The organism is Longimicrobiales bacterium, from assembly GCA_029245345.1.
Classification (GTDB): Bacteria; Gemmatimonadota; Gemmatimonadetes; order Longimicrobiales; family Gaopeijiaceae; genus CALFPJ01.
This window is the reverse complement of the sequence record JAQWPM010000015.1, coordinates 193,980-220,198: the sequence shown is the minus strand read 5'-3', so window position 1 is coordinate 220,198 and position 26,219 is coordinate 193,980. Positions and strand designations below refer to the sequence as shown.

General features: G+C 60.9%; 20 protein-coding genes. 12 read left to right on the top strand and 8 right to left on the bottom strand.

Translation table 11 applies throughout. The annotated features are described in order from the left end of the window. Nucleotides 1-9: 9 nt before the first annotated feature. Nucleotides 10-558 (bottom strand): dTDP-4-dehydrorhamnose 3,5-epimerase, encoded by a 549-nt coding sequence (gene rfbC, locus P8L30_08975; GenBank protein MDG2240322.1) that lies wholly within the window; start codon nucleotides 556-558, stop codon nucleotides 10-12. A 26-nt stretch (nucleotides 559-584) separates the two neighbouring features. Between rfbC and rfbD the strand changes: the two genes are divergently transcribed. Genes rfbD through rfbB form a run of 3 tightly spaced genes read left to right on the top strand, consistent with a single transcriptional unit; the run spans nucleotide 585 to nucleotide 3,162 of the window. Further along, nucleotides 585-1,427, top strand: coding sequence for a dTDP-4-dehydrorhamnose reductase (rfbD, locus tag P8L30_08970; protein ID MDG2240321.1), 843 nt, complete (start codon nucleotides 585-587; stop codon nucleotides 1,425-1,427). Further along, a complete protein-coding gene (locus P8L30_08965) occupies nucleotides 1,424-2,185 on the top strand; it encodes a sugar phosphate nucleotidyltransferase (protein MDG2240320.1) in 762 nt (253 codons plus the stop codon). Before rfbD ends, P8L30_08965 begins: the two co-directional genes overlap by 4 nt. After that, complete coding sequence (gene rfbB, locus P8L30_08960) at nucleotides 2,182-3,162, top strand: dTDP-glucose 4,6-dehydratase (protein ID MDG2240319.1); 981 nt, start codon at nucleotides 2,182-2,184, stop codon at nucleotides 3,160-3,162. Before P8L30_08965 ends, rfbB begins: the two co-directional genes overlap by 4 nt. Here rfbB and P8L30_08955 read toward each other — a convergent pair. Beyond that, nucleotides 3,159-4,118, bottom strand: coding sequence for a glycosyltransferase family 2 protein (locus tag P8L30_08955; GenBank protein ID MDG2240318.1), 960 nt, complete (start codon nucleotides 4,116-4,118; stop codon nucleotides 3,159-3,161). The two genes, rfbB and P8L30_08955, sit on opposite strands and share 4 nt — an antisense overlap. Continuing rightward, nucleotides 4,115-5,473, bottom strand: coding sequence for an oligosaccharide flippase family protein (locus P8L30_08950; GenBank protein ID MDG2240317.1), 1,359 nt, complete (start codon nucleotides 5,471-5,473; stop codon nucleotides 4,115-4,117). The genes P8L30_08955 and P8L30_08950 overlap by 4 nt, the downstream gene beginning before the upstream one ends. Before the next feature lie 121 nt (nucleotides 5,474-5,594). Between P8L30_08950 and P8L30_08945 the strand changes: the two genes are divergently transcribed. Both P8L30_08945 and P8L30_08940 read left to right on the top strand, forming a co-directional pair. Further along, entirely contained in the window at nucleotides 5,595-6,863 is a 1,269-nt protein-coding gene (locus P8L30_08945) for a hypothetical protein (protein MDG2240316.1), read from the top strand. Continuing rightward, nucleotides 6,863-8,056, top strand: a complete 1,194-nt coding sequence (locus P8L30_08940) for a carboxypeptidase-like regulatory domain-containing protein (GenBank protein MDG2240315.1) — start codon at nucleotides 6,863-6,865, stop codon at nucleotides 8,054-8,056. The genes P8L30_08945 and P8L30_08940 overlap by 1 nt, the downstream gene beginning before the upstream one ends. A gap of 7 nt (nucleotides 8,057-8,063) precedes the next feature. Here the strand turns inward: P8L30_08940 and P8L30_08935 are convergent, their stop codons facing one another. Both P8L30_08935 and P8L30_08930 read right to left on the bottom strand, forming a co-directional pair. Beyond that, a complete protein-coding gene (locus P8L30_08935) occupies nucleotides 8,064-9,665 on the bottom strand; it encodes a GNVR domain-containing protein (GenBank protein ID MDG2240314.1) in 1,602 nt (533 codons plus the stop codon). Continuing rightward, nucleotides 9,662-11,278: a capsule assembly Wzi family protein gene (locus P8L30_08930; protein ID MDG2240313.1), complete on the bottom strand. Its 1,617-nt coding sequence runs from the start codon at nucleotides 11,276-11,278 to the stop codon at nucleotides 9,662-9,664. Before P8L30_08930 ends, P8L30_08935 begins: the two co-directional genes overlap by 4 nt. 81 nt (nucleotides 11,279-11,359) lie before the next feature. Between P8L30_08930 and P8L30_08925 the strand changes: the two genes are divergently transcribed. Next, complete coding sequence (locus P8L30_08925; GenBank protein ID MDG2240312.1) at nucleotides 11,360-13,087, top strand: hypothetical protein; 1,728 nt, start codon at nucleotides 11,360-11,362, stop codon at nucleotides 13,085-13,087. On the opposite strand, the gene P8L30_08920 is transcribed toward P8L30_08925, so the two are convergent. Then, nucleotides 13,084-13,698, bottom strand: a complete 615-nt coding sequence (locus P8L30_08920) for a polysaccharide biosynthesis/export family protein (GenBank protein ID MDG2240311.1) — start codon at nucleotides 13,696-13,698, stop codon at nucleotides 13,084-13,086. The genes P8L30_08925 and P8L30_08920 overlap by 4 nt on opposite strands. A gap of 48 nt (nucleotides 13,699-13,746) precedes the next feature. Here P8L30_08920 and P8L30_08915 point away from each other — a divergent pair, with 48 nt between their 5' ends. The 4 genes from P8L30_08915 (at nucleotide 13,747) to P8L30_08900 (ending at nucleotide 17,510) form a co-directional block, all read left to right on the top strand. Then, nucleotides 13,747-14,640, top strand: a complete 894-nt coding sequence (locus P8L30_08915) for a glycosyltransferase family 2 protein (protein ID MDG2240310.1) — start codon at nucleotides 13,747-13,749, stop codon at nucleotides 14,638-14,640. Then, a complete protein-coding gene (locus P8L30_08910) occupies nucleotides 14,637-15,740 on the top strand; it encodes a glycosyltransferase family 1 protein (GenBank protein ID MDG2240309.1) in 1,104 nt (367 codons plus the stop codon). Before P8L30_08915 ends, P8L30_08910 begins: the two co-directional genes overlap by 4 nt. Nucleotides 15,741-15,817: 77 nt before the next feature. Then, complete coding sequence (locus P8L30_08905; GenBank protein MDG2240308.1) at nucleotides 15,818-16,414, top strand: sugar transferase; 597 nt, start codon at nucleotides 15,818-15,820, stop codon at nucleotides 16,412-16,414. Continuing rightward, entirely contained in the window at nucleotides 16,404-17,510 is a 1,107-nt protein-coding gene (locus tag P8L30_08900) for a glycosyltransferase (GenBank protein ID MDG2240307.1), read from the top strand. The genes P8L30_08905 and P8L30_08900 overlap by 11 nt, the downstream gene beginning before the upstream one ends. Here the strand turns inward: P8L30_08900 and P8L30_08895 are convergent. Beyond that, complete coding sequence (locus tag P8L30_08895; GenBank protein MDG2240306.1) at nucleotides 17,507-19,921, bottom strand: polysaccharide biosynthesis tyrosine autokinase; 2,415 nt, start codon at nucleotides 19,919-19,921, stop codon at nucleotides 17,507-17,509. The two genes, P8L30_08900 and P8L30_08895, sit on opposite strands and share 4 nt — an antisense overlap. Nucleotides 19,922-19,935: 14 nt before the next feature. Further along, complete coding sequence (locus P8L30_08890; protein ID MDG2240305.1) at nucleotides 19,936-20,544, bottom strand: polysaccharide biosynthesis/export family protein; 609 nt, start codon at nucleotides 20,542-20,544, stop codon at nucleotides 19,936-19,938. 354 nt (nucleotides 20,545-20,898) lie between these two features. Here P8L30_08890 and P8L30_08885 point away from each other — a divergent pair, with 354 nt between their 5' ends. Together P8L30_08885 and secA are read left to right on the top strand one after the other, a co-directional pair. Further along, complete coding sequence (locus P8L30_08885; GenBank protein MDG2240304.1) at nucleotides 20,899-22,746, top strand: nucleoside-diphosphate sugar epimerase/dehydratase; 1,848 nt, start codon at nucleotides 20,899-20,901, stop codon at nucleotides 22,744-22,746. A 92-nt stretch (nucleotides 22,747-22,838) separates the two neighbouring features. Further along, nucleotides 22,839-26,144, top strand: a complete 3,306-nt coding sequence (gene secA / locus P8L30_08880) for a preprotein translocase subunit SecA (GenBank protein MDG2240303.1) — start codon at nucleotides 22,839-22,841, stop codon at nucleotides 26,142-26,144. The last annotated feature ends 75 nt before the right edge of the window (nucleotides 26,145-26,219 follow it).

Genomic DNA, 26,219 nt, shown 5'->3' with positions numbered 1-26,219 from the left:
ATTCTGGCGCTAGGGAAAGAGCAGCAGGTCGGGTGTGAGCAGGGGGAGCGCCATGTCCTTCTCAGACAGGACCGGATCTACTTTGGGCCAGTCGATACTCAGGGTGGGGTCGTTCCAGCGGATGCCGGAGTCGGAGGCCGGGGCGTAGCCGGCCGTGACTTTGTAGGCGACATCTGCGGCGTCGCTGAGCACGAGGTACCCATGGCCAAAGCCCGGAGGAATCCACAGTTGATGCCCGTTCTCGTCAGACAGAGTGGCGCCAACCCATCGTCCGAACGTCGGCGAGCTCCGTCGGAGATCCACAGCAACATCGAAGACGCTGCCGTGAATTGCTCGGACGAGTTTGCCCTGGGCGGCAGCGTCGGTCTGAAAGTGGATACCGCGGAGGACGTTATGGCGGGAGTGCGCCAGGTTGTCCTGCACGAACGTCACACCCAGCCGTTTCGTGAAGACCTCCACTTGGAACGTCTCTTCGAAGTAGCCCCGATGATCCGTATGTCGATCGGTTTCGACGAGCAACACGTCGGGAATGGTGAGGGCGGAGAAGCGGAAGGCCATGGCGTCTGCGTCAGTAAGGGGACTGAATGAAGGTATTCATCACCGGTGCCGGCGGCATGCTTGCGAAAGATCTGTGCACTGTATGCGAGAGGCGAGGATGGCAAGTCGACGCCTATCCGAGGTCGTCACTGGACGTAACGGACCCGGAGGCTGTCGAACTCACGCTCTCCACCATCAAGCCCGACGTTGTGCTGCATTGCGCGGCCTACACAGCCGTGGATCGAGCCGAAGAAGAACCAGAGATTGCGAATCAGGTTAACGTGGACGGTACACAAAACGTAGCAATCGCGTCGACGGGTGTGGGGGCCCGAATGGTCTATGTCAGTACAGATTTCGTCTTCGATGGGGCCAAGGGCACGCCCTACCTCCCTGATGATCCAACCAACCCTCTTTCAGTGTATGGCGCATCGAAACGGGCAGGTGAACTCGTGACTCTTGAGCACGCTCGGAATTCACTTGTTGTCCGATCCGGGTGGCTCTTTGGGAGCGGGGGTAGGAACTTTGTTTCGACGGTGCTTCGCCTTGCGGGTGAGGGTGGTGAACTCCGAGTTGTCGATGACCAATTCGGCGGGCCGACCTGGACCGCTGACCTTGCTGAAACTCTAGCGGGCTTGATGGAGCTGGGAGTCACGGGCGTGTTCCATGCTGCCAATTCTGGGGTCGCCAGCTGGCACGACTTGGCGAGCGAGGCACTCAGGTTGAAGGGGTACACCGCCCCCGCACGTGTCTCCACGACCGACTGGGGGGCTGTAGCGGCCCGTCCGGCCTTCTCGGCGCTTGACATAGCAGGTACGGAGATGTGCCTAGGAAGGGATCTGCCGCATTGGAAGCGCGCCCTCGCGGGTTTTCTCAAGGAGGCAAGAGTGTGAAGGGTGTTATTCTGGCTGGTGGACTAGGCACGCGCCTCCTCCCTATGACGCGCATCACGAACAAGCACCTGCTGCCGGTCTACGATCGGCCGATGATCTATTATCCGCTCCAGCAGTTGGCTTATGCTGGCATCGAGGACGTCCTTATCGTGACGGGTGGTGGGAGCGCTGGGGACTTTCTTCGACTCCTTCGGAACGGACGCGAGTTCGGCCTAAGAGACCTGCGTTATGCCTACCAGGAAGAAGAGGGAGGGATCGCACAGGCGCTGGGACTTGCCCGACACTTCGCCGCCGGCGAGCCGCTGGCCGTTGTTCTCGGTGACAACATCTTCCAGCATCCGATCCGGAGCGCGGTCGAGGCATTCCGAGAGAAGCCTGACGGAGCCATGGTGCTCCTGAAACAGGTGCCGGATCCCGAGCGCTTCGGCGTGGCCCGGATGGAAGACGAACGCATCGTCGAGATCATTGAAAAGCCATCTGTTCCGTCGGGGAAGTTGGCGGTCACAGGTTGTTATTTCTACGACCCCTCCGTGTTTGACATCATCTCAGGGCTTGAACCGTCGAAGCGCGGGGAGCTTGAGATCACCGATGTGAATAATGCTTACCTCAAGCGTGGCGCGCTGAGCCACTACATGGTAGATGGATGGTGGACCGATGCCGGAACCGTCGAGTCCCTGTTCCGCGCTTCGACACTCGTGGCTCAAGAGGAAAACAATCCGGTGCTCTCTGGCAGCCCGCTTTCTGCGAGCGACGGGTGAAGTATCTCGTCACCGGTGGCGCCGGCTTCATTGGGTCGAATCTCGTGCGGCACCTTCTCGCCGCAGAGGCGGATGTCGAAATCGTCGTCCTCGACGCTCTGACGTACGCCGGGAATTTGGAGAGCCTCACAGATGTTTCGTCCGACGAGCGATATCGTTTCGTACGGGGTGATATCTGTGACCCGGAGATCGTACAGGGGGTTATGACCGGGATCGATACCGTCTTTCATCTTGCGGCCGAGTCACACGTCGACCGTTCCATTCAGGCCGGTATGCCCTTCGTGCGGACGAACGTGATGGGTACGCAGGTACTTCTTGCGGCCGCGCTCGAGGAAGGCGTCGGGCGCTTCGTTCAGGTGTCGACCGACGAGGTCTATGGGGAGCTGCCTTGGTTCGCTCCGGGTGACCCCGACGGGCGCAGGCATCGATTCACCGAGGACACAGCACTTTCACCTCGGTCGCCCTATTCCGCGTCAAAAGCGGGGGGTGACCACCTGGCCCTCGCGTATCACGCGACGCATGGAATGGACGTGGTCGTGACCCGTTGCTCGAACAATTACGGGCCATACCAATTTCCTGAAAAACTGATTCCGCTCATGATCACCCACGCCCTCGAGGACCGCAGCCTCCCGGTCTATGGGGACGGGCTGAATGTGAGGGATTGGATCCACGTTGACGACCATTGTCATGGCCTGGTCGCGGCGGCGGGCTCAGGGAAGGCCGGGCAGGTTTACAATTTCGGCGGGGAGGAAGAACGAACCAACCTCGATGTTGTGACTGAGGTGCTAAGAGCTCTCGATAAGCCGGCGGGTCGTATTGAGCATGTGACAGATCGCCTGGGTCATGATCGACGTTATGCGATCGACACTACGAAAGCCCGTGAGGAGCTAGAATGGTCACCATCGGTGGCTTTTCCAGCGGGTCTCCGGGAGACCGTGGCTTGGTACATAGACAACGCTTCGTGGTGGCGTCGCTAGCCCCGCACTAGGATGCTCAGGCTTCGCAGGAGTCCGAGATTCTTTGAGGTGAAGTAGCGGAGGAGGAGACGTTTGCGCCCGAGGAGATTGGCGTTTGGGATAGTCGCGATCTCTTGGGCTGCCCTAACAACATCGGGAGCGAGCCGGTCACCAAACCGAGGCAAGAAGACCTGGGTTTGGAGAGCAGACGCCTCGATCCAGCGCCTCATGGCGTGGGTACTTTCCTTGAACCGTCCCAGCCGTTGGAGTCCCGCACCGATGCTCTGAATGGGTCCGGTCAACTCCGCGGTCGTGTTCGAATCGTGGCGCCGATACGTCACCGTCGGCTCCGGGATGGCAACGATTCTTCCGACTGCCGCAGCCACGATCGTTATCCACCAATCCTGGTATACGGCCTCCTCAGGAATCGGCGTGACCCGTTCGAACAGTTCTCGATTCATGAGAATGGTTGGCCCGGTCGCCACATTGTGCACAAAGAGGCCCGGAAAGGACGTGTCTTCGGGGTTGATGCCGACGAGCTCCCAATATGAATCGTGGATCACGTCCAAAGCCGAATCAGCGACCTGGAGATCCGAATGCACGAGCACGGGTGCAGGGCCCTCCGCCTCCGCCTCACCCATGACATCTAGGCTGCGCTCGATCTTATCCGGGAACCACACGTCGTCCGCGTCGCAGCAGAACACGTAGTCCACGCCTCCGGGAAGGCTTTGAAGGAGCGTTCCGAAGCTTGGTCCAGCTCCTAGACGCTGGGCGTCGTCGCGGACCAGCAGTACTCGTTCGTCATGCGCCGCGAGCCTATGCGCCAGTTCAGCGGTGCCGTCTGTGGATCCGTCGTCCCTGATCCACAGTCGCCACTTCTCATGGGTTTGCGCTCGAATGCTCTCCACCTGTTCTTCGAGATAGGCGGCGCCGTTGTGCACTGAGAGCACGATGCCCACCCTCGACGACTCAGTCATGGACCTGCTTTCCGGCTTCCAGGGTCACCGGGCTTGCCTGCCTTTGAGACCGGGAACGTGAGAGGCCAGAATCGGCCGCTGCGATTCCGGAACACCACCAGAAGTCCGAGCGCGACCAATAACTCTGCGGTGACGACTCCGAGGCCCATGCCGAAGGCACCCAGTCTGGGTACCAAGACGAACGCCATCGCGATGTTCACCAGACCCGCTGCGACGACGAGTAAATAGAATGGCCGCTCGAGTCCTGCGGGGAGCGCCCACTGAATTCCGAACATCGTGCCGACCGCGATTATGGGTGGGAGCAGGGCGAGTAACCGCACCAGTGGAACGGCCTCGTCGTAGCCGGGCCCCAAGAGCAGGTTTACCAAGAAGGGGGCGCCCATGAATAGTGTGAGCATCAGTGCGAGACCCATCGCCCCCATAATGACCATGCCCACCCTGAGGGTGCGGGCAGCAGCAGCGTTGTCTCTGACGGCGAGATGACTGATTCGAGGAAAAAGCGTCTGTGAGAGGGGCTGGAAAAGGTTCACTCCCGCTCTCACGATCTTTTCCGCCCCGCCAAAGAAGGCGACTGCGCTCGGTGCCGCGAGGAGACCGAGAATGAACCCATTTGCCTGCAAGTAGACGCCGGAAGCACTCCTGAATACGAAAACTCCCACCCCCTCCCGTAACGTGCGGACCGCCTCGTTCAAGCGTGGCCGCAGCAACGCAACTCGCCGGTACATCATGAACGTCATTACCAGAACTACAGTGCCCATGGTGACGGCTTGTAGAGCCAGCACCTTCCAGCCGTCACCGGGTTCGCGAATGAGCAAGAAGATTCCCGCCGCTGCGGTGACCTTGGCGGCACTCTCCATCAGCGCAGGGAGTCGGAGTCGCTCAACACCAAAGAAATACCAGGCGGGGCTGACTCCCCTCGCGAGCGCAAACGCCGTGGCCCACCAGAGCAGTCGCGGCTCAGCGGCGAATGCCGGGACCGAGCGCAGGAGCACGATCAGGCCCACGAGTGCGCTACAAACGAGCAACTTCGCTCCCTGCACCCCGGCGACTGTCCGAGCGACATGTCCGTGGTCGTCCCGGTGCCGGGCGATCTCACGCGTACCCGACAGGTCGAACCCATACTCGATGACCAACGCCAGCCACGCGCCCAGAGATTGGGAGAACACGACTAGCCCCCAGCCCTGGGGACCCAGTACCCGAGCGAGGTACGGGATGGTGGCGAGCGGGACCAACAACGCCAGGGCATGCGCGAGGTAAAGAACCGCCGCGTCGCGGGCCACAGGGTTGCGCCTGATCCGAGAGAGTCGTTCAGACGGCGTCGGCGATTTCACTTCTTCGAGGTGCTCTTCGGGCATCGCACAAACTAATTGGGCCCTCGGGTTGGGCCTAGCAGTCAACGGTTGAGGTCTAGCTTGCCTCGACGTACCGTGACCACCCGTGGGGCCGTCGTCCCTTCGTCACATCTGCCGAGAAGACATGTCTAAGGAGCGTGGAATCGGGGTCACCGGCGTGTTGTTTGCGCTGTGGGTCGCGGTACTTGCCGCAGACCGGATCGACCTTGTTGGAGGGCGCGCGAGCTTTGTACTCACTCCCTTCCTAGTGTTGACGCCCGTCTATCTCACCGTCTTTGCCGTATGGGGCGCGGGTCTTCGGCGACGCGTCTCCCTTTCCGGTTGGGGTGTGGGGTACGGGGCGCTCTTATGCGCCTTCCTGTCGATCGCGTTGGTGTCCACGTTCTTGGCGACGGATCCCCCCTCGTCGGCTCGGCGTTCGGTGCTGCTTGTGGCGCTGGCGTTGGGCGGCGTGCTCATGGCCTTCGTCCTCACCCAGAGGACAGATCGCTACCGCGTGCTCGTAGCCGGCGCCAAGTTGGGGGTGGCGTTGGCGTTGGTGTTCAATGTCGCTGAAGTATGGGCCTTCTTCGCCGGTAGCCCGCCGCCTCTCGCGTTCGGCCCGGTGTCGATCGACTTGGCAGCCGCTACCTACGCTGGCTTTGTCCCTCGGTTATCGGGGCAAGTCGCCGACCCCAACCGGGCTGGACTTGTCCTGCTTGTGTACACCTTCATCATTGCGCGGTGGGGAATGCCCGGACGCGTGAAGACCGGATGGGTGGCTGTGGGCGTCCTCTTGCTCTCCTTCACCCTCTCGCGTTCGAACCTCCTGGCATTGGCTGTTACCGCAGTGGTCGCGCTGGTCGCGGATCGCTCCGTTCGTGTCCGTCCGGGAACGGTGCTGGCATCTTTGGCAGGTCTGGCGCTTACCGCGGGATTCCTGCTGGCGAGCCCACCGTCCAGGGAAAGTGCCGCACGATGGTTGGCCCCGTTGGAGTCGCGCTTTTCGATCGACGAGGGGTCCTCCCAAGATCACCTGCGCCTACTCGAGCGAGGCGCGAAGGAGGCCACATCGTCCGTGAAACGGGCGGCCACCGGAGTAGGGTATGGGAATTCCTACTTGCTGCTTCAGGACGTATTTCCTGGAAACAAATATGGAAACTTCCACTCGATGTATGTTACTCTGGCGGCGGAGGCGGGTGCGATTGCGCTCCTCGTTGGGCTGCTGCTCGTGGGGGTGCCAGTCGTCATTCCAGGTCCATTTCGTCCCCTGATCGCCGGGATCGCCGTGTTCAACGTCTTCTATCAGTCTCTGGCTGAACCCGTCTTCTGGTTCGTGTTGGCCCTCGCCTGGATGGCTTTGACCGTCCCGACGGTACCTACAGGGGACATCGCCGTGACGGCCGACAGCTGATGCGTACTCTCTGCCTCGCGCTGATCACGTGCACACTCTCGGCGTGCGCCGAAATTGTGAGTGACGCGGTCGAGTACGGTGAGATCACCGTTCAGGCGACGCGGACCTCTGGCGATCCGGTTCCCGGTGCCCGACTGGTTCTTTATATAGGCGAGCGGGCGATGGCGGACGGCGAGACTGGGCCAGACGGCCGCCACACGTTCAGCTTCGTGCCTCCGAATAACTATGGAGTGTACGCAGAGCCTCCAGAAGGGTTCGTGAGGCCGGAGGAACTCGAGGGGGGATCGAGCACCACCACCGTTGACGGCATCGCGTTGATGGAGGGCGGTGCCGCTGAGGCCACGTTCCGATTTTTGAAGGTTGGTCCGGGCGTCGTTGAGGTCTCGATTGTAGATGGTGTAGGCGTGCCGCTTCCCGACATAGAGGTGTCCTTACGCTCCCCGACTGGGACCGTCGCACAGGGGATGAGCAACGGCGCAGGCAAAATCGAGTTTCGGGATGTTGCCTTTGGGCATTGGGCAGTGGGTGCTGTACTTCCCGAGTCGTTTCGTGGAGCTGAAGAGTACGACGTAGTCCACGACGGAATCCTCATGGAAGAAGGCCACGTCGAGTCGGTCCGGCTCGAATTGACCCCCTGCCTTGGGAAGATCGTCGCCCATGTTCAAACCGGTGGGACGCCTGTGGCGAACTACCCCGTCGTGTTGTACTCGGGGGCGGGGGTGCTTGCCGAGGGGCTCACCAGCCCAGATGGCACGGCGACCTTTGCCGGTGTGGCGTGTGGTGATCTCGGGGTGGCCATCAAGCCAGAGTACGGTTGGGACGTGCCGGCGGGACGGGGAACGAGCTTCGTGGACGGGTTGCTCCTGTCCAGGGGAGGGGAGGAGTCAGCTTCCTTCTCGATTTCACGGTGCGTGGGGACCGTCATCGCTCACGTCACAGACCAAGCCGGAGATCCGGTCTCTGGTGCTGCATTGACCCTTTTCGTGAGCACGGGGGTCCTAGCTGAAGCGACTACCGGAGAAGCGGGGGCCTACACCTTTACCTCTGTGGGCTGTCGAATAGAGCTTGGTGTTAGGGTGACGCCGCCCCCCGGGTACACGGTGGTGCAGGGTCGTGGCACGAGTTTCTTGGACGGCATCCTCCTCGAGCCCGGCCAGCAGAAGTCAGTGACGTTCCGCGTCGCGAAGTCCTAGGTCCCCGTCACGCCTCCCACAGATCACGCGCAAGAGCGCTTCCCACGCTCAGCGTGCCAGCCAGGATCAGGCCCAGAGCGAGATTCACAAGTGGCTTGGGGAACTCCGGATTGTCCTTGTGCGCGACCAGCCCTTCATCCACGCGGCGCACACCCTCCGTCTTGATCGCGTCTTGGACTTCCGCGAGCCGGAGTTGTTGCTGAAGCAGGACGTACCCCTCGCTGAGTACTGTGCGGTCACGGAAGAGCCTGAGGTACTGCATTTCTCTCTCAGGAAGGGCTTCGAGTTCAGCGTTCAGGCGCGCCAGAGCCTCCCCGGTGGCAGCGATTTGGCCATCAAGGCTCGAGAGATAGTCAGTGCCGAGCGTGTGGAGTTGATGCTCGATCTCCTGGATACGACCCGTCAGCTGCCGGACGTCCGAGTTCTCTGGGGTTCTGCGTCCCAGCAGTTCGGCGCGTTCGTTTTCGAGTTCCAACAGCACCGTGAGGAGATCTTGGATCGCGCCGTTGGATATGAGCGTCGGGAACGTCACGAGGCGGCGATACGCGTCGGAGTCCACCCGCTGACTGTCGCCCAGAGTCGCTGCGCCTGCATCAATCAATGCCAGCAGCTCCGCGAGAGACTCACGCTCCACACGCGAGGCATCATCCCCGAGCTGCAGTTGAGCGATCCGTTTGATCTGTTGAATCGCTTCCTCTTCGGGAGCGACAATGAGTGTGCGCTCTTGGTACGTGCGGAGCTGTTCCTCCGCCGCCACCAGCCGTGTGGCTTGTTCGGCGAGTTGTTCTGACAACTCGGCGACCGTGTATCGGGCGTCACTGCGCTCAGCGGTGACCTTGTACGCGATATATTCATCTGCGATTCGATTGACGACGGCGGCCGCGAGATATCGATCTGGAATCGTGTAGGCGATGTTTACGAGGCGAGATCCACCCTCCTGTTCCCGAATCTCGAGGTCCTCCCGGAGACGGTCGATCGCCTCGTAGCGGGGCAAGAGGTCAATGCGGATGGTGTTGGGCCATTCGCCCTCATCGGATGGCGGGGCCTCTGCGAGGGTGATTCGGTACCCGGCGAAGTCGAGTGTCCCGCTGGGGCTGACCGAGCCGAGATCTGCCTCGTCTTCGCGTTTCTCCTTAAACACGGCGGAGTACGTGCCTTGGCCGTCATGCCGAAGCGTCACGCGCCCGTGTCGGTCTGCGTCTCCGTGCCTCGTGACTGCGAACAGGTCGGCCCTTACTCCCACGGGCTTCGAGAGGTGGACCATAAGGGACAGCGAGTCGACGACCGCCTGCGAAACCCGCCAACTGCGGAGGACGCCGACTTCGGTCTCGAGGTCGTCCCGGCCAAGACCTAGGAGGTCTCCGCCTGGGATCCCGCTGAGTTGCCCGCCGAGTGAAAGCGAATTCGGATCGAGGTCCATGATGCGCAGCACGACGGTGCTTCGGTAACGCGGTGCAACGAGCAGGGTCCCGGCGATGACAGCCACCATCACAAGGACGGACACGGCGATCATCATCTTCCAATGACTCACGAGTCGCCGCATGAGTTGCGGGAGCGTCAGTCCCTCCCCCTCGTGCCCCCGGGGTCCTTCCATTTCAGACTGGGTCATGGACCGACGTTTCTCGCCAATGTGAGGATCAGGCCAGTGTTCGCGATATCTACGCCCTCGGCGCGGAAGGTCACTGGGTCGTGCTTAAACCCTTGGAAGAGGTAATTCAACCGCATCTCTTGGGAAAGCTCAATGCCAAGGTGCCAGCCCTTTTGGTCTATTCCTCCACGGAGCCCCCAGTAGAGGGACACGTCCTCACGTTTCGGACTGGGGACGACTTTGGAGAAACGGGCCGCGGCATCCCATCGGATGCGTCCTGCGAATACCCCCGCCTGCCATTGATCGTCGTGACGGTCGATGGCGATCCACTGGCTTGACGAGCCGGTCCCGATCGATGCACCGACGGTCTGACCCTCGTGCGTGTACCCCTGCGGCACGACGCGGCTTGAATACGAACTGTATACGTAGCGATGCCTCCATGTTGAGCTCGGCTCAAGGTTGGTCAATTCAGCCTCCACGGATAACCAAGCACCCTGCGTCTCCCGTTCCGCCCACATCAGGCCGTAGGTGTACCCTTGGGAGTGCTGTGGGAACTCGAGGAAGTCCCCGAGCGACTCGGGTTGTTCAAATCGGGCCCATTCCCAATACGCTTCAAATCCGTGGACGACCCACCGCCCAAAGAATGAGGTGACCTGATCGGGCGCACTCGCTCCAGGCTCCTCGGTAGAATTGGGTCTTCCAACGCTGTGTAGGAAGTTGAGCCCTGCGGACAGGATGTCGGTCCCATCCCCGACCGGGGCAAACACGGCTCTGGCCAAGCCGAGTGTGAGTCCCGGGTCAAAGTTGGGTCTAAAGGTCACCGCCAACGCACTCAGGCTCCGATGGTCGTTGGCCGGGTTGTTGTCGAAGTAGTCCGACTCGTTCAAGCGCCCCAAGAACCAGCTGCCTTCGAAGTGACCTGCCCCTGTCACGATCGGTCGTCGGGTTTCCAAAAACACGCGAGGAATCCCTGCAGCCTGGTTGCTCAGTACGATTCCGTTCTTGAGCCCCGGTCCCCACCAGGCGTTTTCTGTGGCTACGCCCACCGCGAGGCTGCCCAGGTCCACCGTGAGGCTAGACTGGCCCGGAACCACCCGATTGAAGGGGGCGTTTCCGAAACGGAGGGGCTGGTCGATCGACTCGGGGAGCGGGTGGTACGGGTGCGCCCAGCGGCTTCTGGTCGGGTCGCGTTCGGTGCCGAAGGGGATCGTCTGGAAGTCTTGATTCTGGTGGGTGAGTAACTCGGGTGCTACGACAAGTGAGACCCGCTTCAACCTGACAATAAGACCTGCGCGCAGCCGAGTGTTCAGCCCGCGTCCCGCCCAGAGTGCACCGTCGTTGAAGGAAGACGGGAGGTCGGAGTTCCACGCCGTGCGTAGGTCCGGGATCAACGCTTGGATCGAGAGATCTTCAGGGCCCGGGGCGGTGAGCAGAATGTTCGAAGGCGTCCGGAGAAGCCACAGTCGCGTGTCGGTTTCGTCACGCAACTGGGCGAGCCGAAGCTCGGCCGCCGCGTGGCTGTCCAGCCCCACGAGTGGCCGGATGTCCAAGGATTGGCCCGCCGCCCCCGCAACGGATAGCAACTCGACCCAAACGAGGCCTCCCAAGAGGAGCAGGATCTTCTGGAGACGCAAAAGAGATCACGGTTGCGAGGGAGGCGTTGCACCACGGCGTGGTGGGTGGTTCTCAGGAGATCAAGACGATAACCTGTGGGTATGATCCGCGAAATCGCCCATGTGCCCACCGACGTCGAGTTTTCGCGAGCGGCTGGAAATCCGTCGAAACCGCGTTTGATGGCGGTTGTCTGCGCCGTCGTTTTGGCCCTCCTCGTCTCTCCAGGGGACGCCGAGGCTCGGACCCCGCAGTTTGATGTCGGGCAAGGTATTGAGGTCAACTCTGAGCGAGAGCGATACATCAGAGTCCTCCAAACACTTGGACTCGTACGGGCCTATCCGTGGGCGGTCCGCGGCTTCTCTCCTGCCGAAGAGCGACTGCTGCTTCCCGTGGAAGGCGTCCTTCATCCTTGGACTTCAGCGTTCGGCTCGCCCCCCGTCGCGGATGGCGGCTTGAGGGTCGGCGTCGTCCCGTTTGAGGGTGGTGCCACCTACAATTCCACCTTCCCGTACGGATCGAACGATGGGGCTCTGTGGGCCGGACGCGGATTGACGGCTTTCGCCCGTGGTGGTGTCTATGCGCGCTGGAAGGGAGTGGATTTACGATTCGCCCCCGAGGTGTTTTGGACACAGAACGCCGGCTTCGATTTGGCCGACAATGGACGTGATGGCCCCGAGGGGTTCCGGGATCCTAGGTACCCTAACAGGATTGACCTGCCCCAACGATTCGGAGACCGCCCGTACCGGCGAGCCACCCCTGGAAGCTCCCGGCTCTCGGTTGAACTCCCATGGACCACGGTGGGAATCAGCAGTGAGGCCCGCATTTGGGGTCCCTCCCTTGCTTATCCATTGCTCCTCGGGGATGAAGCCGGGGGTTTCCCACACGTGTTTCTCAAGAGCGCTCGGCCGCTTGGTCCTGGTGTCCTTGGTGTGCACGGCCAGCTCATGGTCGGATACCTGGGACAGTCCGACTGGTCTCCGGTTCAGAATTCGGTCGCGCGATCTCGATTCATGACTGGGGCGGTCATTACTCTCCAATCCGATGTTTTACCGGGACTCGAGATTGGTGTGGAACGATTCGTGCAAGGACCGTGGGAGGGCGGACTTGACGCCGTGTCGAACGTCGGCAAGCCGTTCACGACAGGGATCTCCACCGGAACCGATGACGGAAACATCCTCGATGAAAACCAGATAGCTGGTGGCTTTGTTCGATGGGTAGTGGCCGGGACCGGGATCGAAGTCTTCGCTGAGGCGGTCCGAGAGGACTACGGACGAGATATCCGTCACTTCTTGGTGGAGCCCGATGATCTGTTTGTTCGTTCCATTGGGTTTCGTCGAGCGTGGACCTCGCTGGGCGGCAGTATCTCGGCGATCCGTGGCGAGTTCGTGAGCGCTCAGTTTCACCACAGCGAGCGCGCCGATCGGGCGCTCGCGCTCGGACCAAGCCCCCAAGCGCGTTATAAGCACGGAGGTCTGCGCCAAGGACATACCCTGAACGGCCAGCTACTCGCTGCTCCAGCAGCCTTCTCTGGATCAGGCTGGACTGTAGCGGTCGAGGACTACCGGCCCTCGGGGCGGACAACCGTCGAGGTCACCCGCGAAGTGCGACTGAACTGGCTCTCTGGGCTCTCCCGGGATTCGGAAGTTGCAGCGCGGAACTCAGTCAGATACGGAGTGAGCTTGGATATCGTCCGCTTCCGGAAGGGGGCCGAGATCGCGATCGTCGGCGGTCCGCAGGTCGAGCTGAATCGAAATCTTGTGCTGGGCTGGACTGCATGGAACTTGAATCTGGGCGTCTCTTTTCGAGGGCCGCGTTTCGATTCAGACTAACGTGCGATGATCGAAACGATAATGCCGGTCACGGAGAGCCCTGCCGTGAGCAGAAGGGCGCTGTTTCGCGAGACCCAGCTGAGGCGGCCGACAAAGATCTGATCACCGGACCGTATCCCAATACTGGCGAGTCTGTCGGCCGAAGTGAGGCCGTCCAGAACGGCGTTTCCTTCCCTGAAGATCTGGATCTTCCGGAGATCACCTTGTTCAGCGGCCCCGCCGGCCGTTGCCACCGCTCCAGCGAGGGATACCATGGGATCGACTGAATAGAGTCCTGGCGCGGCTACCTGACCGAGGACATAGATTCGGCGAAGTGGTATGAGTTCGATCGAGGGATTCCGAAGCTCATTTCGAAACTCCTCCAGAAGTGTAGCGTGCAGGTCATTCCAGGGCCGATGTGCTACGGTACGAGCCCCGATCATTGGGAGGACCACGGTGCCGGTGGGGTCAACGAGGAAGTCACCACTGAGGTCGGGCTCTCGCCAAATGGCGACGCGCACGAAATCTCCTGGGAGGAGTTGCAATTCGTTCGGGGGCACCGGGTCTTGCGCCCTGACAGTCGCAGGCACGCACGCCGATAACGCGAGTAGTAGGAGAACACGTTGGATCATGGAGTAGCCCATCTCAGCCAGAAGTGTACCGCTAAGTTGACTCACTCGTTGGGACGAAGCCAGGCCCCGAAAGTCAGTGTCGTCGTTCTGAACTGGTGCGGCGAGGAAGACACCCGCGCGTGCCTTGAGTCGGTTCTCCAGTCGGAGTACCCGGCTCTTAATGTCGTACTTGTCGACAACGGCTCTCCGGACGGGTCTGGGGAAAGACTACAATGCGACTATCCGAATCTGGATTTCATTCAGATCGAAGAGAATTGTGGCTATACGGGTGGGAACAACCGCGGCATACAATTCGCGATCGATCGCGGTGACGACTACGTCCTCGTACTCAACAACGACACGGAGATCGATAGACTTTGCATCAAGTTCCTCGTTGAAGCGGCAACCGAGAGGGATGATGTCGGTGGGGTCACATCAAAGATTCTGTACCATCACGATCCTGCACGGATTTGGTATGGCGGCGGCCACTTCTCTGCTATGCGTGGCCTCGGAATCCACTGGTTAGAAGGAGAGTTGGACGTTCGTTCTGGAGTGGACGTCCCGAGAGAGGTTTCCTTCATGTCAGGATGTTGCCTCCTGCTATCGTGCCGAGCCCTGCGGGAGGTGGGGGGGTTCGTAGACGAGCTGTTCGCGTACGTGGAGGACGCGGAGTTGTGCCTTAGGCTGTCCCGGTCGGGCTACCGTATGCTGTATCAGCCTAATGCTCGTGTGCTCCATCATTCACGGCCGGCGGGCGAGCCTCCGACTCCCTTCCAGATCCGGCAGCGAGATCGTAATCGCAGGTGGGTGATGCGCCGATATTTTGGGCCCAGACACCTCATTCCGTTCTTCGTGCGCTTCTACGCCAGCCGTTCGCTTCTAGTCGTGAGGTATCTCGCCGTTGGTGATTGGGGTCGAGCTCGGGCCATCGTTCAGGGGAGCTTCGGAGGCATCGGACCGTGAATGTCTGCATGGATGCCCGCCTCCTAATGGCTGGTGGAATCGGCAGGTACATCAGGGAGATCGTATCGCGGGCACTGCTTGATCCGCGCATCAGCCGGGTAACGCTCCTGGGAAGCGAGGACGTTGTTGCGGGGTGGCTCAGCGGCAGGGATCCGAGGGACATTGCGTCCGTGGTTCACTGGGGCGGGAGGCCTTACTCGCTTACGTCTCACCTGTCATGGCCAGTCGTGGCGTCGAAGGTTGCCTCCCCTGATGTCTGGTTCTTCCCGCACTACGACGTGCCGATGATGTCGATCCCGTCGCCGCTCGTGGTGACCGTGCACGACGTGATTCAGTTCCGGCACCCCGCAGGCTTCCCAGGTTGGAAGAGGTTCTTGGGGATGGCACTACTACGATCTGCAGTATCCCATGCGTCTTCGGTCGTCACCGTTTCTCACGCGAGCGCCAACGCACTCGCCCAGGTCGTGCCGGATGTGGTCCGCCGGATGCACGTGGTCCATAACGGCGTGTCATCGAGATTCGCGCCCCTGGCCCCCGGAGAGGAGATGCCGAGTCGCTTCGCTGACCTATCGCGGTTCTTGCTCACGGTCGGGGCTCCAACAGCACACAAGAACCTCACAGTCGCGCTTGAGGTGCTGGCGCGTTTGAGCGACAGCTTTCCTGACCTCCGGCTATGCATGGTAGGCTTCGACGCTCATGATGCGGGAGAGTTGAATGAACACGCTCTGAGGTTGGGCATACTAGATCGTGTCATGCACCTTGGACGCGTCACGGACGCGGAACTCCAGGAGCTGTACCTACGATGCTCCGTCTTTCTCAGCCCCTCGACGACGGAAGGATTTGGGCTGCCCGCGTTAGAGGCCTTTGCTTGCGGCTCACCTGTGATTGTTTCGGATATCCCTGCGTTTCGGGAGATTCTTCCCCCAGAGACATTGAGGGTGGAGCCATTGAACGTTGCACTGTGGGCTGAGACTGTGCGGCATGTCCTGCAGCGAGGAGGCGAAGGTCCGGGCAGACCCGTGGCGGTGGAGTCGTCGTCATGGGATCAGTCCGCGGAGGGTACGCTACAGGTGCTCCTCGATGCAGCCCGGGTTCAATAGACAGGACTTTCTGGTTGGGCTAGAATCCGGTCCCGCCCCGAGGTTCCTCTTCAGGTCTTCCCGTTCCCCTCCATGAATTGAAACGCGTCTTCGATGTAGCCGTTGCCTCGCTGCTCCTTCTTGCCGTCGCCCCCATCCTGGCGGCGTGTGCGGTGGCCGTGCGGCTCACCTCGCGAGGGCCGGCGATCTTCGGACATCAACGCTATGGGCGTGGGGGCACGACCTTCACCTGTCTGAAGCTCCGGACCATGGTTGCGCATGCAGAGGCGTGGTTGGCGGAAGATGAAGACCTTCGTGCTCTCCACAGGCAGAATGATTTCAAGCTGCCCGTGGCCGAAGACCCGCGGGTTACCCGGATTGGTCGCTTCCTACGCGTCAGCCACATTGATGAGCTCCCACAGCTCATCAACGTACTCAGGGGAGAGATGTCGCTGGTCGGTCCCCGCCCTGTGGTTGAAGAGGAGTTGGAATGGTATGGGGATCGAGTCGGAGATTTTCTGGCGGTGCGCCCCGGTATCTTCGGGTTGTGGACCGCGCAGGGGCACAAAAGAGTCGAGTATCCCGCTCGTGCCTCGGCCGAACTCGCGTACGTGGACAATTCGTCCCTTGTTGGCGACCTCGGGATTCTGCTCCGGCATGTGCCGGTCGTACTCAGAGGCCAGGGTGAGGAGTGACCCACAGCTGAGAGTCTCCTTGGTTCACGAGTGGCTGATCAACTGGGGAGGATCGGAGAGCGTTCTGCTGGCGTTGTGTAGGATGTTCCCCCAGGCACCCATCTTTACCGCGTACAATGCGCCTGACGAGCGCACCCAGGCGGCGTTTTCCGGGAAGGACATTCGCTCTAGCGCGCTAGGCGTTCTACCGCTTGCGGGCCGGACGTATCGCCTGTCTCTGCCGCTCATGCCGTGGGCTTTTCGCCGAATGGACTTGGGACCGGTAGATCTCGTGGTGTCGAGCAGTCACGCTTTTGCGAAGGCTGTGTCAGTACCGCAGGGGGCGCTTCATCTGTGCTACTGTCACACCCCCCCGCGCTACCTGTGGGACCTCTACGAGGAGTACAACCGCGGGATCGCGGGGAGGCTTCGGGGACCTGTGCTGAGGAGACTCCGCAAGGTGGATTCTGCGGCCGCGAGAGGAGTGCACGCATTCGTTGCGAACTCTCATTTCGTCGCAGAACGGATACGGACGACGTACGGGAGGGAAGCACGTGTCGTCTATCCGCCCGTCGACGTTGACCTCTTCCAGCCACGAGTTAGAGAGAGGACACATTTCTTGGCTGGGGGGCGGATGGTGCGGTACAAACGCCTCGACGTCGCGATTGGGGCCGCGAACAAAGCTGGTGCGCCCTTGGTCGTCTTCGGTGACGGCCCGGACCGAGCGCGACTAGAGGCGCTCGCGGGGCCTACGGTTCGCTTTGTAGGCCGGGTTTCAGGGGAGGAGCTCCAAGAGCTGATCGGAGCGAGTTGGGCTCTGTTGTTCCCCGGTATAGAAGACTTCGGGATTCTGCCTGTCGAGGTGCAAGCCGCCGGACGCCCGGTGATCGCGTTTGGGCAGGGGGGAGCCTGCGAGACAGTGCTTCACAACGAAACTGGCGTGCTCTATGAAGACCCCTCGGAAGAAGGGTTAGCCCGCGAGATTCGTAGCTTCGAGCCGTCCGCCTTTGATCCGCCCCGGTGTCGCGCGAACGCAATGCGTTTCGCACCGGCGATGTTTGAATCGGGCATTCGCGACTCGCTCGAGGCTGCTTTCGCTGCGCACGTTAAGCGTTAAGCCTTCTTCTTCTTCTTCTTGTCGCCGTCGTCACCGTAGTAGTAGTGGTGGTAGTACCCGTACTTCCCGTACGTGCTGTAGTACCGGGAGTCCCGGCGATAGTCCACGTCGTTGAGGACACAGCCCAGGATCGGGGCACGCACGTTGAGCAGCTGCTCGGCCGCATACGTCAGGGCGCCCTTCTCGGTGACGTTCGCACGGGCCACCAGGACCACTCCGTCCGCTTTCGTTCCCAATACTGCCGCGTCCGTCACCACGGTGAGCGGGGCTGAGTCGATGAGCACGAGATCGTAGCGTTCATCGAGCGCTTCGAGCAGAGACTTCATGCGCTGCGAACCCAAGATCTCAGCCGGGTTGGGCGGATACGGACCCGAAGACATGAAGTCGAGTTTACCACTCTCCTGCAGGTCGATCTCTTGGATCGCCTCGGAGATCGCCGCACCGCCGGCCAACACATTCGTCAGGCCAGGGTCACGGTTCACGCCGAAGACACCATGCAGGAGCCCCCGGCGAAGGTCGGCATCGATCAACAGTGTCTTGATGCCCTGCTGCGTGAGCGTGATGGCAAGGTTCGCCGCAGTCGTCGACTTACCATCTTGTGGGAGCGGACTCGTAAAGACGATGATCTTGGGCGGCTTGTCCGGGTTCGAGAACGTCAGGTTGGTCCGAAGACTCCTGTACGCTTCGGAAACCGGGTTCCGAGGATCGCGACCGGCGACGAGCCGCGCACCCAGTTCGCCGACGCCACCAATCGTGGACATGGCGCTCGTGCTGCTCTTGCCGTTTAACCCTGCCTGCCGGATGCGGGGGATCATGCCGAGGATGGGTGCGCCGCCGGTGGCCGCTTGGATGTCTTCGCGCGTATGGACGGTCTCGTCCATGTACTCACGCGTGAAGGCGATGCCGACTCCAAATATCCCGCCAAGAATTAACCCGAGAAGCAGATTGAGTGCCTTGCGGGGGGTTACCGGCTCAGGCGGTAGGATCGCGAGATCGACGACTCGGACGCTTACGTCCTGCACGGCTTCCAGGATGCGTGCTTCTTGGAGACGCTGTTGCAGAAGCGTGTAGATCTCTTCCAGGACGTTCTTTTCTCGCTCAAGGCGCATCAGCTGAACCTCGGTCTCCGGAATCCTCTCGAGATCCGCACCAAATTGCTCGAGCATCGCGTCGTATCCGTCGACCTGATTCTCGAGGCCCTGCAGGTACGTGATCGCGGTGTTGCGGAGCTGGGTTTCGATGTCCTGGATTCGGCCCGTCATGTTCATGACGTCCGGGTCCTGGAGCGTACGACGCTGGAGGAGACCCGACCGCTCGTTCACGGCGGCGTTCAGGCTTCGGAGCATTTCGGAGGCAGCTTGATTCCTGAACAGCGTCGGGAACGAGATGAGCTTCGTATACGGGGACGGATCGGCCGGATCTGCGAGTGCCGCTTCCAGGTCCACTGCGGCGACCATGGTTTGAAGCGCATCACGCTCTGCCTCGATCTGATTCCGATCGGCTTGGAGCCGAGACATGTTGGTGACTTGGGCGTCCGCTTCGGCTTGGAGGCTTACGACCTGCTCGACTTCGCGGAACCCTGTCAGGGCTTCTTCGGACTGGCGAAGCTGAATCGACAAGGTGTCGATCTGATCTTCGAGGAAGGTCACCGTGCTTGTCGCTTCCGCTTTGCGCACAAGTCGGCCATCCGAGATGTAGCGACTGGCCAGGGCGTTCGGTATTTGATGAACCAGCTGGGTATCGGTCGATTCATACCGGACGGTGATGATCGCGGCTTCGCGGTTGGGACGGACGACTGCGAGGGTGTGCCGCAGGCTCTGAACGGCCAGCTCGAACGGTGCAACGTCAATGATGATCTGCTCGTGCTCACTCGCGGGGTCGCGCAGAGTAAACGTCGCCCCGGGCACGGCCGCTGCGGCGCCGACTGAGGCTGTCCCGACGCGTGCCTGGGTCTCCTGCTCGGTAATCGAGTAGCTGCCGTCAGGCTGCCGGTCGAGTACGTAGAGTCCTTCCGGGGCCCATCGTTCGACATAGATCGCACCCAGGAGCAGGGCCCGCGCCACTCCGCGGGGTGCCTCCAACTGGACCTGAAGTCCAAGCGAGTCCACCACTCCTTCGGTGAGCGTACGGCTGCGAACCACCTCCATCTCAGTCTCGACCTGACTCCCCTTCGAAATGGTCTGAAGGATGTCCAGCACCGGAATGTTGGACTGCTCTTCCTCGATCTGAATCGTGGTGACCGACTCGTAGACCGGGACGACGTAAAGTGTGTAAGCGACTGAAGCCCCTACGCAGAGAATCAGGCTCGCGGAAATGACGAGCCAGTTGCGTATGAGGAGGTTCCAGGTGTCACGAAGGTGGATCGGGTCGTCTGGATGCGCGACGTTCGGCGTCGTGGGCTTTTGTTCCATGGAATCTATGACTTCTAGCGAATGAAGAGGGCGATGATCAGAGCCACGGAGGCGCTGATTCCCGTGGCGACCACTCCGGTGTTTCTACTGAGCCAAGGACGTTCAGGAACGAAGATCTGATCTCCGGACCGGATCGTGGAGTCTGTAAGGCGCGTGTCCACGGACAGCTCGGCCTCGACCATGACGCCGTCGCGGATGATACGAATCTTGTTCTGATCACCGAGAGTGGTTGCACCCCCCGCCATGGCGAGGGCGTCGGCAATTGTGACGGTCGGGTCGACCAACTTTTGACCTGGATCATTCACCGCACCAATGATGCTCACCCTGCGAAGCACGGTCACCTCGATCGACGGATTCCGGAGATATTGCAGATAGTCAGCGAGGAGCTTTGCCTCCAGCGAGGCATTGTCCTCCTCAAGGACGAAGTATTCACCCACCCGGGGGAAAATGACGGAGCCCGCCTCATCAATGACGTACTCACCCGACATATCCGGTTCTCGCCAGATGTTGAGACGGATGACATCACCCGATCGAAGAAGTTGTCCTCCCTGAGGCGCCTGAGCCGCAAGCGGGGGAGTCCACGTCATTGCCGCCATGGCGGCCAGAATCATCAAACGTTTCACAAGGAAAATCGCGGTGTTCGGGTGGGTGTCGGGCGGGGTGGGCCCTTCAAACCTTCCTGCCTCCAAAGTACCATTGGGTGCATAATGCAACAACGATGCCGGGCGCTCCGGCCCGGGAGATCCGGCCCTTACGCTACACCGAGACTTGCCGATGAGTAGAAACCTCTGTCACGGAGACAACTCATGGGCCATCTTGCGTGCATCCAAGCTCACGTTGAGGACCTTGATCAATCTACTGGGTCCATCGGAGACCGACGGCCGAGTAATGCTCGACTGCGAATGATGCCTACTGTTGCTGCTTCGCCCCGACCGTTGATTCGATTGGTGGAATGGGCTCGTCGCCATCGGCGGACTGTGGCGTCCGTAGTATACGCCGGCGTCGCGGCCGCTTCGCTGTCCATGGCGTATCTCGCCCGCTTCGAATTTGATGCGGCGATGCTCGTTGGGTGGCACTTTGGCGAGGCATTGGTCCTTCTTGTCGTCATTCGGTTGGGCTTCAACTACTTGTTCCGGCTTGGGATCAGTCGGTGGCGCTACGTGGGCACCCGTGACGTCATGAGGCTTCTTGGGGCGACGACCGCTGGATCCGTGGTCTTCCTCGTACTTACCTGGAACATCAGCGCACTCAACTCGGTCCCTCGGTCCGTCGTCCTACTAGAGTGGGTCTTCAGCGGCTACGGAACAGGCGCAGTCTGGGTCCTCTATCGACTCATCTACGAATTCTCACGTGTGCGTCAGGCGGTCGATCGGAAGCGTGTGCTTGTGGTTGGGGCGGGCGAAGCGGCCCAGTTGCTCGTGACGCAGATGCAGCGCTCGGTCTCCGGTTACATCCCTGTCGGCATCTTGGACGACGATCCCTTCAAATGGGGGACGTTGATCCACGGTGTAGAGGTGGTCGGGTCGACGGAGGATATCTCTGTGATCGCGGAGACTCTGAGGGCTCAAGAGATCGTCATTGGGGTCCCCAGCGCGACTTCTGAACAGCTCAGGAAGATCATCTCCCGGTGCGAGGACGCGGCGTTGCCACTCAAGATCCTGCCAGGCATCGAGGACGTGCTCGATGGCTCGGCGTCTGTTCAGCACGTTAGGGATGTGCAGATCGACGACCTCCTCGGTCGGGATCCCGTGCGGCTGCAGTTGCCCGCACTTGCCGAGGACCTCCGCGGTAAGACGGTCATGGTTACCGGTGCGGCGGGCTCCATCGGTTCCGAGTTGGCGAGACAGGTTGCCATCAACAAGCCGAGATGCCTGGTGCTCTTCGACCAGGCTGAGTCGCCGATGTACTTCTTGGAGTTGGAACTTCGGGCTCTGGCACCCGATGTACAGCTCGTACCGCTCGTCTCGAGCGTCACGGACGTGGCTTCAGTGCGGGGGGCGATCGAACGTTATGGCCCAGACCGCATCTTCCACGCTGCCGCCTACAAACATGTCCCTCTCATGGAGCACAACCGCCGTTCTGCGGTAGTGACCAACGTGTTTGGGACCTATGTCGTCGCCTCAGAGGCTGCCACCGCCGGCGTAGGATCGTTCGTGCTGGTTAGCACGGACAAGGCTGTTCGCCCGTCGAGCATCATGGGGGCAACCAAGCAGTTGGCCGAGCGCGTGGTTCTGCACCTCCAGTCCAAGTATCCGGATACTGACTTCGGGGCCGTTCGCTTCGGGAACGTCCTGGGCAGCAACGGCAGTGTGATCCCCCTCTTCAAGAGGCAGATCGAGAACGGCGAGCCTCTGACTGTCACGAGTGATGAGATGACTCGTTACTTCATGACAATTCCAGAAGCGGTGAGGTTGATTCTCCAGACATCACTTCTCAGGTCCTTCCCTGGACATGTAGCGATGTTGGACATGGGTGAGCCGGTGAAGATCATCGACTTGGCGCGAGATATTCTCAGGCTGTCTGGACAACCGTTCCGTCTGGGCGAGAACGTCGTCATCACAGGCGTGCGGCCCGGCGAGAAGATGCATGAGGAGTTGTCTGACCCCGATGAGGCCGTGCACCCCACGGAGACGGACCGCGTCTTTTTGGTTGAGACGCCACAGGCTTATCATGAGGCGACCGGAGAGTTACTGTCCGCTCTTGCGGGTCGAGACGAAGAGCGACTCCTTCGCTTTTTGGTCGAGGCATTTCCCGAAGTCGCGGGGCGCGGCCAGGGGCCGCGCGAGCCCGGGCCCCGCGCCGGAATCGTGGGGACCCATAGCTGATCGCGCGGTGTAACTCTGCGCCTGTAGTACACCTTTGAAATCCAACAACTGCGCGGTCCGGAGCCTATGTTCGGGGCCTGCGATTTTGCTCCATGCTCAAAGCAGCCGTAAAGACCTTTCTTGGCAATCACCACAAACGTGAAGCCAAGAGGCTCGAACCCATTGTCGCCGAGATCAATGAACTCGTAGACGAATATGCCTCGCTGTCCGATGACCAGCTCAAGGCGAAGACCGACGAGTTCAAGCAGCGCATTGCGGACGCCACAGCAGCGCTCCAGGCGGAGATCGAGGGCCTCAAGGACGAGAAACGCCGCTCTGAAGATGGCCTGGAGCGTGAGAGGCTTTCCCTTCAGGTCGGAGGACTCGAGGCCGACCTACTGGAGGTGATCGAAGACACGCTCGAAGACATCCTTCCGGAGGCCTTCGCGGTCGTGAAGGACGCGTGCCGTCGGCTCATGGGCAGGGAGATTTTGGTCACGGGCCAGAAGCTCGTTTGGGACATGGTCCCCTATGATGTGCAGCTCATGGGTGGGATCGCCTTGCACGACGGGAAAGCCTGCGAGATGGCGACGGGTGAGGGCAAGACACTGGTCGCGACCATGCCGCTCTATCTGAACGCACTCACGGGTCGTGGTGCGCACTTGGTCACGGTAAACACCTATTTGGCTCAGCGCGACGCCGAGTGGATGGGCACGGTCTACAACTTCCTCGGGCTTACCTATGACGTGATCGACAGGTACGACCCGGGCTCACCTGAGCGGCAAGCTGCGTACAACGCGGATATCACATACGGCACCAACAACGAGTACGGCTTCGACTATCTGCGCGACAACATGGTGCACACGCTCGAGCAGCGGGTGCAGCGTGAATATGCTTTCGCGATTATCGATGAAGTCGACTCGATCTTGATCGATGAGGCGCGTACGCCGCTCATCATCTCGGGTCCGGTTGGGCGTGACACGTCCACGCCGTTCAAGCAGTTCAACTCCATCGTTGCGGCTCTCTACAAGAAGCAGCTCCGCATTGCCAACGAGATGGTGGCCGAAGCGGAGAAGCACCTGGAGGCCGGCGAGGAGTTCGAGGCCGGTGAGAAGTTGCTTGCAGTGAAGCGTGGGGCGCCGAAGCACAAGCGGTTCATGAAGATGCAGGCTGACGACCCGTCGCTTCAGACGCTGATTCAAAAGGTCGAAGGCGACTACATGCGGGAGAAGCGCCTTCACGACATCGACGAGATGCTCTACTTCGCGATGGACGAGAAGGGGCACAACGTGCACCTGTCGGATCGCGGGCTCGACGAGATGTCACCGACGGATCCAGAGGCTTTCACCGTACCGGATCTCTCTGTCGAGATGGGTGAGATCGAAGAGAGCGAGACGCTCTCGGTCGATGAGAAGCGAGAGAAGATGCAGGGACTCGAGGCCGAATTTGCAGCCAAGAGCCAGAAGATCCACGTCATCCATCAGCTGCTGAAGGCATACACGCTCTTTCACAAGGACGAGAAGTACATCATTGGCGAGTCGGGGGAAGTCGTCATTGTAGATGAATTCACCGGTCGACAGATGGCCGGTCGGCGCTGGAGCGATGGGCTGCACCAGGCGGTGGAGGCGAAGGAGGGCGTCGAGATCAAGGGTGAGACTCAGACCCTCGCCACGATCACCATCCAGAACTACTTCCGCATGTACGACAAGCTCGCGGGCATGACGGGTACGGCGGAGACCGAGGAGACCGAGTTCCATCAGATCTATGGTCTCGATGTCTTCGTGATCCCCACCAATCGGCCCATCGTGCGGGACGACCGCGACGACCTGATCTTCCGCACAAAGCGTGAGAAGTACAACGCGCTCATGGACGAAATCGCGCGGCTCAACACGCTTGAGTTGCCGGTCTTGGTGGGTACCACCAACGTCGAAATTTCCGAAACGTTTTCGCGCATGCTCAAGCGCCGTGGGATCGCACACCAGGTGCTCAACGCCAAGCACCACAAGTCTGAGTCCGACATCGTACGGGACGCGGGTCGGCCGGGTGCCGTCACGATTGCTACGAACATGGCCGGGCGCGGCACCGACATTAAGCTCGGCGAGGGCGTGATGGATGAACGAACCCTCGGCTGGTTGAAAGAGCGGGGGATCGAACTCGACGACGTGTGGCCCATCGACCCGGTGCGGGCCGATAAACTCAAGGTCGACGCGGACGATGACGTCCTCGAGTACGGTGGCTTGCAGATCCTAGGGTCCGAGCGTCATGACTCGCGGCGCATCGATCGGCAGCTACGCGGCCGTGCGGGGCGTCAGGGGGACCCGGGCTCGTCTCAGTTCTATCTGTCGCTGGAAGACGACCTCATGCGTCTGTTCGGGTCCGAGCGGATCGCCAACGTCATGGATCGTTGGGGCGCCGAAGAAGGAGAGGTGATCACGCACGGGCTCGTCACGAAGTCGATTGGACGTGCCCAGGGAAAGGTCGAGACCAACAACTTCGAGGCCCGTAAGCGCCTCCTCGACTACGACGACGTCATGAACCAGCAGCGCGAGGTCATTTATGATCTGCGCTTGTTCGCGCTTGAGGGCGGTGAAGATCTCAAGGGTGAGATCTGGGAGATGATCGAACATGCTGCCCAAGACGCCATCGACGAGTACATGCCCGAGCACTCCACGGACGAGTCTTGGGACCTGGCCGGTCTACGTCGTCGTCTTTTGCTCGATTTCTTCCTCATGGTCACGCAGTTGCCGGAGCAGAACGACCCTGAGCACGAATTTGATCGGCATGTGATCGAGGAGTGGGTGATGGGTGGCCTCAAGGAGGCGTTCCATCGGAAGCTCGAGAGCCTTGGCGAACATCAGGGCCAGGTGACGAGCTTCATCCTGCTCTCGGTGATCGACGACAAGTGGAAGGATCACTTGTACGACCTCGATCACCTGAAGGCGTCGATCGGGTTCCGTGGGTGGGGGCAGAAGGATCCGCTGGTCGAGTACAAGAAGGAGGCCTACGACATGTTCGTGGACCTCATGGCGGAACTGCGGAAGACGGTTGGGAGCTACTTCTACCGCGCGCAGTTCGGGCCGCCGCAGCCGCGGAGGCAGGCGGCTCCGCAGCGGCTGGCTTATTCTGGGCCTTCGGACTCGCCGGGTGGAGATTTGGCAGGGCGGGCAGGGCAGGCGGCTCGGCGGGGTGCGGCAGGCGGATCAGGTCCGGCTGCGGGTCGGGACGAGTTGGGGATGTCGGCTCGGGCGGGTGGGGCGGCCGGAGCCGGTGTGGCTTCAGGGCCGGACCCGCGGCGGTTGGCTACCAATCGGGGCGAGCGCGTTGAGAAGAAGCCGGTGCACGTGGAGCAGGAGCCGGGGCGGAACGATTCTTGCCCCTGTGGATCGGGCAAGAAGTACAAGAAGTGTCATGGCAGGTGAGCTTTGTCCGTATTACGTTGCCGGAGTTCGTGTTCCGCCCGCCAAAGCTCCTTCCAGTACCGCAACCTAGGTCAC